At 74.9% G+C, this 11484-nt stretch carries 2 protein-coding genes; both read right to left on the reverse strand.

All coding sequences use genetic code 11. The features are described from left to right. Window positions 1–6200, reverse strand: a 6200-nt coding sequence (locus I003_RS33515) for a non-ribosomal peptide synthetase (protein WP_158689033.1), incomplete at its 3' end; no start/stop codon positions are given. After that, window positions 6197–11484 (reverse strand): non-ribosomal peptide synthetase (locus I003_RS0128035; protein ID WP_027774522.1); only part of this gene is annotated, 5288 nt, incomplete at its 5' end. The genes I003_RS33515 and I003_RS0128035, both read right to left, overlap by 4 nt.

Here is an 11484-nt window from a genome sequence, read left to right on the forward strand (position 1 = left end):
GCACCCCCCGCCTTCCACACCGCCAGCATCCCCACGACCATCTCCACACCACGCGGCACACACAGCCCCACCCGCGACTCCCGACCCACACCACACCGCCGCACATACCGCGCCAACCGATTCGCCCGCCCATCCAACGCGGCATACGACAGCGTCTCCGCCCCACACCGCACCGCCACCGCCTGCGGCGCCCGCCGCACCCACTCCTCGAACCAGTCCAGCACCGACCCCTCCGGCACCGCCGACTCCGCGGCGTTCCACCCCGACACCACCAACGCCCGCTCCCCGGCCAGCAGCACGTCCACGTCCCCCACCCGCAGCGACGGCTCCGCCACCACCTGCTCCAGCACCCGCACCAACCGCCGCGCCAGCCCCTCCGCCTCACACGCCGCGAACAGATCCGGCCGATACGTCACCCGGACTTCGAGGTGGTCTGCCGCATCGACGCCGAGCGTCAGCGGGTAGTTGGTCGCTTCGCGGGAGTCCAGGACGTCGATGGACAGTGCGCCGGGGTCCGCGGTCTCCCCGGGCGGGCGCGGGTAGTTCTCGTAGACGACGAGGGTGTCGAAGGTCGCACCGGCTCCGCAGAGCTTCTGGATCTCCTGGAGGCCCAGGTGCTGGTGTCCCGTCAACGCCGACTGCCGGCCCTGCAGTTCAGCGAGCATCTCCGCAACCCGCTGCCCACCGTCCAGCCTCACCCGCACCGGCAACGTATTGATGAACAACCCCACCATCGACTCGACACCCGGCAACTCCGCCGGACGACCCGCGACCGTCGCCCCGAACACCACATCCGAGCGCCCCGCCAACCGCGCCAACACCAACGCCCACGCACCCTGCACCACCGTGTTGACCGTCAACCCCCGCCCACGCGCCCATGCACCCAGCGCAGCCGTCACCTCGTCCGTGAGCGCGACCAGACACTCCTCCGGCACGACGGGTTTTCGCCCCGGGTCGGCGGGAGCGACGAGCGTCGGCCCGTCCGCGCCGGCCAGCTCCGCCCGCCACGCCGCCCGCGCCGCCGCCTTGTCCTGACGGCCCAGCCACTCCAGATAGGTGCGGTACGAGGGGGCGGGGCCACGGCCGGAGTCGGTGCCTCCTGCCGCGTACACCTCGGAAACCTCGTTGAAGACGACCGGCATCGACCAGCCGTCGGCCAGGATGTGGTGGCTGGTGATGACCATCCGGTGCGCGCGGTCGCCGAGGCGGATCAGCAGGATCCGCAGCAGCGGGGCCCGCCCCAGGTCCATCGGCTGTTCCCGCTCCTGTGCCGCCAGCCGTTCCACCGCGTCCGGCACGGCCTCCCCCGCGCCCGACAGGTCCGCTTCCCGCCAGGGCAACGGCACGTCACGCCGGACGATCTGCACCGCTTCTCCCGATGCCGGCCGGTGGAAGCTCGCACGCAGCGCGGTGTGGCGGGCGAGGACCGTCTCCCAGGCGGCGCGCAGCCGCCGCGTGTCCAGGGGCCCGTCGAGCGCCAGGATGCGCTGGCTCTTGTAGACGTCGGGGCTGTCGTCGTCGTACGTGGCGTGGAAGAGCATGCCTTCCTGCAGCGGTGACAGCGGCCAGATGTCCGCGGGGGCGGGCACGGCCGCTTCCAGTTCCTCGACGGAGTCCTGGGTGAGGGCGAGGAGGGGGAAGTCGGAGGGCGTGTGCCCGCCGGCGGCCGGGTCCTCCTCGGTGTGGGCGGCGAGTCCGGCCAGCAGTTCCAGCCAGGCCGCGCCCAGCCGTTCGGCGTCCGCGTCGTCCAGAAGGCCGCCGGCCCACGAGAGGGTGACCGTCAGCTCGGGCCCGGCCTCGGTGTCGCGGACGGCGGCGCTCGCCTCCAGCGCGTGGGCCAGCGGCAGACCGGGGTCCACGGAGCCGCCGACCGCGGTGCCGCCCGCGAGCTGCCAGGCATCGACCGGTCCCGCGGGGTTGCCGACGGGGAACCGGCCGAGGTAGTTGAAGCCGATCTGAGGCTCCGGCAAGGCCGCCATCGCCCCGGCCGTCCCGGCGTTGAGGTGGCGCAGCAGACCGTGGCCCAGCCCGTCCCCGGGGACGGCGCGCGCCTGCTCTTTCACTGCTTTGAGCAGCGCACCCGCAGCCGCCCCGCCCGCACGTACGCCGTCGAGGTCGATCCCGGACAGCGAGGTGCGTACGGGCCTGGTGCTGGTGAACCAGCCCACTGTGCGGGACAGATCGAGGTCCCCCGCCGGTTCGCGGCCGTGGCCTTCGATGTCGACGAGGACGCTTTCGCAGCTTCCGGGGCGCCGTCCCGCGACGGCTCCGGCGAGCGTGGCGAGCAGCACCTCCTCGACGCCGCAGTGGAACGCGGCGGGCGTGCGGCCCGTCAGTGTGCCGGCCTGCTCGGCGGGCACGGTCCAGGTGCGCGAACGCAGGGTCGCCGCGGTGTCGTGGGCCGGGTCGAGCGCGCGCGTGCCCAGCGGCGGCTCCGCCGCGCCGAGGAGGTCGGCCCACGCGGCGGCTTCCGCCGTACGCTCCGGCTCTCCGGCCTGGGCGGCCAGCTCCCGCGACCAGCGCCGGAACGACGTCGCCACCGGCTCCAGCTCCGGCTTGCGCCCCTCGCCCACCGCCTCGCAGGCGGCCCGCAGGTCGGGCAGCAGGATCCGCCACGACACGCCGTCGACCACCAGATGGTGGACGAGGAGCACGATCCGCCCCACCCGGGAGGGTCCGGCGTCGAGCCACACGGCATGGACCATGACGCCGTTCGCCGGGTCCAGCCGGTTGACGGCCGCTCTCGCGGCCTGCTCGGCAAGGCGATCGAGGTCGTCGGCGTCCGTGGCGTCGATACGGCTCACGCGGCCGGCCGGGTCCACCGAGCCCCGTTGGCCCACGACGAGCCGGGGGGCCCTCTCGTCCGACAGGTCCGTTCTGGCCCGGAGCACGTGGTGGGTATCCAGCAGCGCGCCGATGCCGCCGGTGAGGGCGTCATGCCCGAGGCCCGCGGGGGCGCCGACGATCATCCACTGCGCGAACTCCCGGTCCGCGGTCCGTGCCCCGAGCCGGTGCATCACCGGTGTCCACGGCACGTCGCCGACGCCGCCGTCCGCGTCGTCGGCCGCCGCCGACGTCCCCGGGGAGCGGACGGCGGGGACTGCCAGGCGCCCGGGCGTCCGCTCGTCGAAGATCTGCCGGGGTGTGACCAGGAGGCCGGCGCGGCGGGCACGGGAGGCGAGCTGCATCGAGGTGATGGAGTCGCCGCCGAGCGCGAAGAAGTCGTCGTCCGCGCCGACCCGTTCCACGCCCAGCACCTCGGCGAAGAGCGCGCACAGCGCGGTCTCCGTCTCGCCCTCGGGGGGACGGCCGGTGGCGTGCCCGGCGAAGTCCGGTGCGGGCAGCGCGGCCCTGTCGATTTTTCCGCTGGTCGTACGCGGCAGCCCGGCCAGCACGAGCACCGCGGCCGGAACCATGTAGTCGGGCAGTGTGGCCGCCGCATGTGCGCGGGCCCGTCCGGGGTCGACGTCCGCCCCGTCCGCGACGATGTAGCCCACGAGCCGCTTGTCACCGAGGCCGTCGCCGCGCGCGACGACCACTGCCTCGGCGACTCCCGGGAACTGCCGCAGGGCGGCCTCGATCTCGCCCAGCTCGATGCGGTGACCGCGGACCTTGACCTGCTCGTCGGCGCGGCCGGCGAAGACCAGCTCGCCGTCGTCGGTCCAATGGACGAGGTCGCCGGTGCGGTACATCCGCTCGCCGGGCGCGAACGGGCAGGCCACGAACCGCTCCGCGGTCATCGCCGGCCGTCCCAGGTAGCCCCTGGCGACGCCGGCCCCGGCCAGGTACAGCTCGCCCGCCACCCCGGGTGGTACGGGCTGGAGGAACGCATCCAGCGCGTACGCCCGGGAGTTGGTGAGGGGAGTGCCGATCGGCGGGGTGGAGCGGGTGTCGCGGATCCGGCCGAGGGTGGAGGCGACGGTCGCTTCGGTGACGCCGTACTCGTTGAACAGCTCGCGGCCGGCCAGCCACCGCCGGCGCAGCTCGCGCGATCCGGGCTCGCCGCCGAGGACGACGCTGCGCAGGTCCGGCAGGCCGGCGGGCGGGACTTCGGTGAGCAGGGTCGGGGTGGTGGCGACGTACGTGACACGCTCGTCGCGCATCAGCCGGGCCAGCTCGTCGCCGGAGAGGTCGAGCCGGGCCGGGGCGAGCACGAGCCGGCCGCCGGCGCAGAGCACCGGCCAGATGTCGCTCATCGAGACGTCGAAGCTCGGCGACAGCAGTTGCAGGACGCGGCTGTCCGGGCCGAGCCCGTACTGCGTGACGCGGTCGGCGACGAGGTTGCGCAGGCCGCGGTGGGAGGCGACGACGCCTTTGGGGGTGCCGGTGGAGCCGGAGGTGTAGATGACGTACGCGGCGTGATCCGCCGTCAGCGGACCGCACAGCTCTCCCGCCCGCGGCACACCGCCCGGGAAGGAGGCGACCGCGGCGGCGACGACCGGATCGTCCACCACCACGGTGCGCGCTCCGTCCGGGAGGAGCTCCCGGGTCGCCGACGTGCACAGGACCACCGCCGGGTCGGCGTCGCCCAGCACGAACGCCAGCCGCTCGGCCGGATAGTCCGGGTCCACCGGAACGAACACACCCCCGGCCAGCGACACCCCGAGCAGCGCCTCCACCAGCGCCGCCGACCGCTCCGCGACCACCGCCACCCGGACCTCGGGCCCCACCCCCAGCGTCACCAGGTACCGCGCCAGCCGGCCCGCACGATTCCCCAGCTCTCCGTACGACAACGACTCGCCGCCGGCCACCACCGCCACCGCATCCGGCGACCTCCCGGCCCGCGCACCGAACGCCTCGGGTGCCAGCGGCCCGGGCAGGGGCGCCGCGGTGTCGTTCCAGCCGGTGGTGACCAGCGCGCGCCGCCGCACGTCGACGGCGTCGAGGCGGCCGACGGGCGCGGCCGGGTCCGCCGCGAGCTGCTCCAGCACCCGCACGAACGACGCGGTGACGGTCTGCGCCCGACCGGGCTCGATCACGTCGCGCCGGTAGAAGAGCTCGGCCCGCAGTTGCTCGCCGGGCCAGACGATGAGCGTCAGCGGGTAGTGGCCGGCGTCCTGGGGTTCACCGGCGAAGCGGAGGGACAGCGCCTCGGGGTCGTCGGACTCGGCGGATGTCAGGGGGTAGTTCTCGTAGACGACGAGGGTGTCGAACGTGGCGCCGTGGCCGGCGAGCTTCTGCACATCGGGCAGTCCGATGTGCTGGTGCGCCATCAGAGCGACCTGGCGCCGCTGGAGGTCGGCGAGGAGTTCCGCCGCGGGGCGGGCGGGGTCGAGCCGGACACGGACGGGCAGCGTGTTGATGAACAGGCCGACCATGGACTCGACGCCGGGCAGTTCGGGCGGGCGGCCGGCGGCGGTGGCGCCGAAGACGACGTCGTCGCGGCCGGTGAGCCGGGCCAGAACCAGCGCCCAGGCGCCCTGCACCACGGTGTTGACCGTCAGGCCGCGGGCCCGCGCCAGCTCCGCGACGTCCGCGGACAGCTCCGCACCGAGGGTGAAGCGCACGCGCCCGGGCACCACGGGGCCGTCGAGCGCCTCCGGCGGTACGACGAGCGTCGGCTCGTCGGCTCCGGCCAGCTCGGCGCGCCAGGCGGCCAGCGCCCGGCCCTTGTCCTGGCGGCGCAGCCATGTGAGGTACTGGCCGTAGGAGGGGGCGGGCTTGAGCAGCGACAGGTCGCCGCCCGCCTCGTACACCGCCGCCAGCTCGCGCAGCAGGATCGGCATCGACCAGCCGTCGAGCAGGATGTGATGGGTCGTCACCACGAGCCGGTGCCGCTCCCCGCCGAGGCGGACGAGCAGCAGCCGCAGCAGCGGGGGCGCCTCAAGGTCGAGGGGCCGGGCGCGCTCCGCGTCGGCCAGCGCCTGGGTCTCGGCGAGCGCGTCGGGCTTGGGCAGCGCGGACAGGTCCGCCTCCCGCCACGGCAGCGCGACCTCGTGGGTGACGAGCTGGACCGCCTCGCCGGAAGGGCGCCGGTGGAAGCTGGCGCGCAGCGCCGGGTGGCGGGTGAGCAGTCCGGCCCAGGCGGCGCGGAAGCGCCCGTGGTCGAGCGGACCGTCCACGTCGAGCATGAACTGCACGGTGTAGACGCCGGCGCCGTCGGTGTCGAGGCCGGCGTGGAACAGCAGCCCTTCCTGCAGCGGCGAGAGGGGCCACATCTCTGCCAGGGCGGATCCCCTGGCGACGGCTGGCGGGTTCACCTGCTCAGTCCTCCTTGGAGCTTCGCCGCGATCGCTTCGAACTGGTCGATCTCGTCCTGGCCGAGGTCCAGGAGGGGGAAGTCGGAGGGGGTGTGCCCGCCGGCCGCCGGGTCCCCGGTGTGCGCGGCGAGGCCGGCGAGCATGTCCAGCCAGGTACGGCCGAGGCGTTCGGCCTCCGTCCGGTCCAGGACCCCGCCGGCCCAGGCGAGCGCGAGGGTGACCTCGGGGCACGCGGGGGTGTCGCGGACCACGGGGTTGGCCTCCAGCACGTGGGTGATCGCCGTCCCGGGTGCGGCGGAGCCTGCGACCGCGGTCTCCCCGGCCGGCTGCCACGCCTCGACGCGGCCGGCGCGGCCCCCGGCGGTGAAGCGGCCCAGGTAGTTGAAGCCGGCCTGGGGTGCGGGCAGCGCGGCCAGCACCTCGGCCGTCTCCGGGTTGAGGTGCCGCAGCAGGCCGTGGCCGAGGCCGTCACCGGGCACGGCCTGCGCCTGCTCCTTGACGGACTTCAGCAGCGCGCCCGCGGCCGGGCCGCCGCAGCGGGCCTCGTCCAGGTCGATGCCGCCGAGATCGAGCCGCACCGGGTGGACCGCGGTGAACCAGCCCACCGTCTGCGACGGGTCGAGGCCGTCGATCTCCTCCCGGCCGTGGCCCTCCATGTCCACGAGGAGCGCCGGGTGCCCGCCGGGGCGCCAGTGCACGACGGCGGCGGCGAAGGTGGCGAGCAGAACCTCGTGCACACCGCAGTGGTACGCGGTGGGCGTACGGGTGAGGAGGGCGGCGGCCTGCTCCGCGGGCACGGTCCACGACGCGCGGCGCTGGGTGCGCGCGGTGTCGGCGGCCGGGTCGAGTGCCCGCCGGCCGATCAGCGGCTCGGGCTCGACCAGCAGCTTCGTCCACTGCTCCAGCTCCGCCTGGCGGGTCTCGCCCGCGGCCTGGGCGATGAGTGCGCGCGCCCAGCGGCGAAACGACGTCGGCACGGGGTGGAGGCGGGGCTGCCGTCCCGCGCCGGCCGCCTCGCAGGCGTGCTGAAGATCGGGCAGCAGGATGCGCCAGGACACGCCGTCGACCGCGAGGTGGTGGACGACGAGCGCGATGCGGCCGGTGCGGTACGGGCCCGCGTCGAGCCACACCACCCGCAGCATCCCGGCTCCCACCGCGGGGTCCAGACCGGCCGCCGCCTCGGCCGCCGCCCGGCCGGCGGTCTCGTCGAGCGCGCCGTCCGGCACACCGGTGGCGTCGATACGGGTGATCAGCACGGCGGCGTCGAGCGAGCCGGGCCCGGGGACGACGAGGCGGGGGTGCATGCCGGACGGGACGGTACGGGCGCGCAGCATGTCGTGTGCGTCCAGCACGGCGGCCACGCCGCCCGCCAGCGCCTTCCGCCCCAGCCCCGCCGGGGCGCCGACGACCGTCCACTGCGTGAAGCCGGCGTCGGCGACGCCCGCGCCGATCCACCGCATCACCGGCGTCCACGGCACCTCGCCCCCACCCGGGTCACCGTCCCCGTCACCGTGGCCGGCCGTCGCGTCGCCCTCGGATGCCGCGGCGTGCAGGGCCACCGCCAGCCGCTCGGGGGTCCGCTCCTCGAAGACCTGACGCGGCGTCAGCACGTAACCCGCCTTGCGGGCCCGGGACGCCAGTTGCATGGACGTGATCGAATCGCCGCCCAGCTCCAGGAAGCTGTCGTCCGCGCCGACCCGCGCCAGCCCGAGCACCTCGGCGAACATCGCGCACAGCGCGGTCTCCGCCGAACCCCGCGGCGCCCGGCCGGTCGCCCGGCCGGCGAAGTCCGGGGCGGGCAGTGCCTTGCGGTCCACCTTCCCGTTCGCCGTCACCGGCAGCGCGTCGAGCACCAGCACCGCGGCCGGCACCATGAACTCCGGCAGCAGCTCCGCCGCGTACGCGCGCAGCGCCTCCCCGGCGACGCGCCGCCCGCCGTCCGCGACGACGTAGCCCACGAGCCGCCTGTCGCCCGGCCGGTCCTCGCGGGCGACGACCACCGCCTGCCCGACCGCCCCGTGGCCGGCGAGCACCGCCTCGATCTCACCCGGCTCCACCCGGAAGCCGCGCACCTTGACCTGCGCGTCCGCCCGGCCGGTGAACTCCAGCACGCCCCTGCGGGTCCAGCGCACCAGGTCACCCGAGCGGTACATCCGCTCCCCCGGCGCGAACGGGCAGGCCACGAACCGCTCCGCCGTCAGCTCCGGGCGGTCCGCGTAGCCACGGGCCAGGCCGGCGCCGGCGATGTACAGCTCGCCGACGATCCCGGCGGGCACCGGCCGCAGGAAGCCGTCCAGCACGTACAGCCGCATGTTGTCGAGGGGCCCGCCGATCGGCACGGAGGGCGGGACGGGCGCGCCGGGTTCCATGCGGTGCGCGGTCGCGAACGTCGTCGTCTCGGTCGGCCCGTACCCGTCCACGATCACCAGCTCCGGGCACGCCGCCCGCACCCGGCGCACCGCCTCCGCCTGCACGGCGTCACCGCCGGTCCACACCTCGCGCAGCCCGGCCAGGCACTCCGGGTCGTCCTGCGCGAACAGATGGAACAGCGCCGCCGTCAGCCACATCGCGGAGATGCCGTGCCGATGGATCAGGTCCCTGAGCCGCAGGGGCGTCATCGCACCGGGCGGGGCGACGACGACCCGGCCCCCGGTCAGCAACGGCGCCCACAGCTCGTACGTGGCCGCGTCGAAGGTCTGCGGGGAGTGGAAGAGGACCCGCTCGTGCCCCCGGCGGAAGCGGCGGTCGCGCGCGAGGGCCGCCACGTCGCCGTGCGTGACCTCCACGCCCTTGGGCAGCCCGGTCGAGCCCGAGGTGTACATCACGTACGCCACGTCGTCGGGGCCGGCGAGCGCGGGGCCGGCGGCGGCAGAGGAGAGCAGTGCCCCGGCGCGGACGACCGGCGCCGCGCGGGTGTCCAACGGTCCGTCCGCCACGATCAGCACGGTGCGTCCGAGCGCCGGCTCACTGCGCGCCGCCGGCCAGTCGCCGGCCACCGGGACGTACCCGGCACCGGCTTTGACGATGCCGAGGAGCACGATCACCAGCTCCGCGGACCGCTCCATCACCACGCCGACGAGATCGCCGCGCCGCACACCGTGCCCGGCGAGCCCGCCGGCCACCCTGTCCGCGGCCTCGTTCAGCTCCGCGTAGGTCCACTCCCGGTCGCCGTCGACCAGCGCGACAGCCTCCGCGCTGCACGCGGCCCGTTCGCCCACCAGCTCCGGCAGGGAACCCGGGGCGAGCGGCTTGGCGGTGTCGTTGAAGTCCCGCAGCACACGCGCCCGCTCGGGGCGGTCGAGGACGTCGAGCCGGCCGAGGGGCAGCCCGGGACCGGTCGCCATCTGCTCCAGGACGTGTACCAGCCGGTCGAGGACGGCGCCGGCGGCGGCGGCGTCGAAGTAGCCGAGCCGGTGGCTCAGCTTCAGCCGCAGCCCGCCGGTGGGGTCGGCGACGAGGGTGAGGGGGTAGTTCGTCTCACCCCACACCGTGGCCTCGGTGAACTGCAGCCCCGCCGGGGCCGGGCAGGAGGAGGCGTGCGGATCGGTGACGGTGTCCGCCCCGGAAGGGAAGTTCTCGAACGCCATCACGGTGTCGAAGGTCGCGCCGGGCCCGGCGAGCCGCTGGATGTCGGCGAGGCCCAGGTGCTGGTGATCCATCAGCGCCGCCTGCTGCGCCTGCACGTCGGTCAGGAGATCCCCGACGGACCGCGCCGGGTCCAGCCGCACCCGTACCGGAACCGTGTTGAGGAACAGCCCCAGCATGTGCTCCATGCCCGGCAGCTCCGCGGGGCGGCCGGCGACCGCGGCGCCCAGGACCACGTCACTGCGGCCCGCGAGCTGGCCCACGACCATCGCCCAGGCCGTCACGATCACGGTGTTGAGCGTCACGCCATGCGCGCGGACCAGCACGGCCAGCGCCTCGTCCAGCGCGGGACCGGCGCTGCGTACGAGATCCCGCGAGGGGGCGTCCGTGCCGTCGCGGTCGGCGGGCGCCACGAGGGTCGGCTCCTCGACGCCGGCCAGGGCCTGGCGCCATGCCTCCTCGGCGGCAGGCCGGTCCCGGCGGGCGAGCCAGGTGAGGTAGTCGCGGTACGGCGTCACGGGCGGCAGACCGGCTGCGCTGCCCCCTGCCCCATAGCAGGCCCACAGCTCGCGCCGCAGGATGGGCACCGACCAGCCGTCGAGGGCGATGTGATGAAGGGTGATCACCATCCGGTAGCGCTCCGCGCCGAGCCGCAGCAACGCCACCCGCAGCAGCGGCGGGCGCGCCAGGTCGAACCGCCGCCGGCGCTCGGCGTCCGCGATCCGCTCCGACGCCGCCCACGCCTCGGCGGCCCCCAGGCCCGAGAGATCCTCCTCGCGCCACGGCAGTTCGACGTCCTCGACCACGACCTGCACGGGACCGGTCACTCCGGGCAGATGCCGGAACCCGGCGCGCAGACTGGCGTGGCGGGCAAGCAGCGCCTGCCACGACACCCGCAGAACGGCGGCGTCGAGCGGCCCGTCCACGCCGAGGACGAGCTGTCCGATGTAAACGTCGGCGGCCTGCTCGTCGTACACCGCGTGGAACAACAGCCCTTGCTGCAGCGGTGATACCGGCAGCACCTCCACCAGCCCGGGAACGGCCGCCGACAGCTCGTCCAGCGCTTCCGGCGCCATGTCGACGAGCGGCGCGTCGGGAGCGTCGGCCGTGTCGGCCGCTGAGTCCGCGACCGCGGCGAGCCGGGCAGGCGTGCGGAGCTGGAAAACCTGGCGCGAGGTGAACGACAGACCGGCCCGCTGGGCCGCGGACACCAGCAGCATCGAGCGGATGGAGTCGCCGCCGAGTGCGAAGAACGAGTCGTCGGCGCCGACGCGCTCCACGCCGAGGACACCGGCGAACAGGCCGCAAAGCCGCCCTTCAAGCGGAGTCGCGGGCGCGCGGCCGGCAGGATCTCCAGACGCCTCCGGGGCGGGAAGGGCCTTGCGGTCCAGCTTGCCGTTGGGGGTGAGGGGCAGCGCGTCGAGGACGACGACGATGGCGGGGACCATGTGCTCGGGCAGCCGGGTGGCGGCGAACTCCCGTACGGCGTCGGCCTCGACACCGCCTTCTGCGGCGACGACGTAGGCGACGAGCCGCTTGTCGCCGGGGCGGTCCTCGCGTGCCACGACGACGGACTGCGACACCTCCGGATGAGAGACGAGAACGGCCTCGACCTCACCGGGCTCGATACGGAACCCACGAATCTTGACCTGCTCATCAACCCGCCCAGCGAAAAACAGCAGCCCCTCAGCAGACCACC

The organism is Streptomyces sp. CNQ329 (assembly GCF_000482585.1).